Source organism: Kitasatospora sp. MBT63, from assembly GCF_000710465.2.
In the GTDB taxonomy this organism is placed as follows: Bacteria; Actinomycetota; Actinomycetes; order Streptomycetales; family Streptomycetaceae; genus Kitasatospora.
Genome location: NZ_JAIZ01000796.1, coordinates 1 through 265, shown reverse-complemented (window position 1 = coordinate 265; position 265 = coordinate 1). Strand labels below are relative to the sequence as shown.

Below are 265 nucleotides of genomic sequence, written 5' to 3'. Positions count from 1 at the left end.
ACCACCCAGACCTTCGGCACCCCGAAGAGCGTCAACACCGGCAACGGCGGCGCGCACGCCCTGCTCACCTCCTCGGCCGCCTCGGCCACGGGCGCGAGGTCGACCACCTATCAGTACGACTTGGCGGGACGGACCACCAACATCACGGACCCCTCCGGCACCACCACCCTCAGCTGGAACGGCGAGGACAGGCTCGACTCGGTGACCAAGGGCGGCCGCAGCACCTCGTACCTGTACGACGCGGACGGCAACCAGCTGATCCGCC

General features: G+C 69.4%; 1 protein-coding gene. It reads left to right on the top strand.

The window, feature by feature from the left end; translation table 11 throughout:
- Positions 1–265: hypothetical protein (locus AA75_RS41590; RefSeq protein WP_033825719.1), on the top strand; the 265-nt coding region annotated here is incomplete at both ends.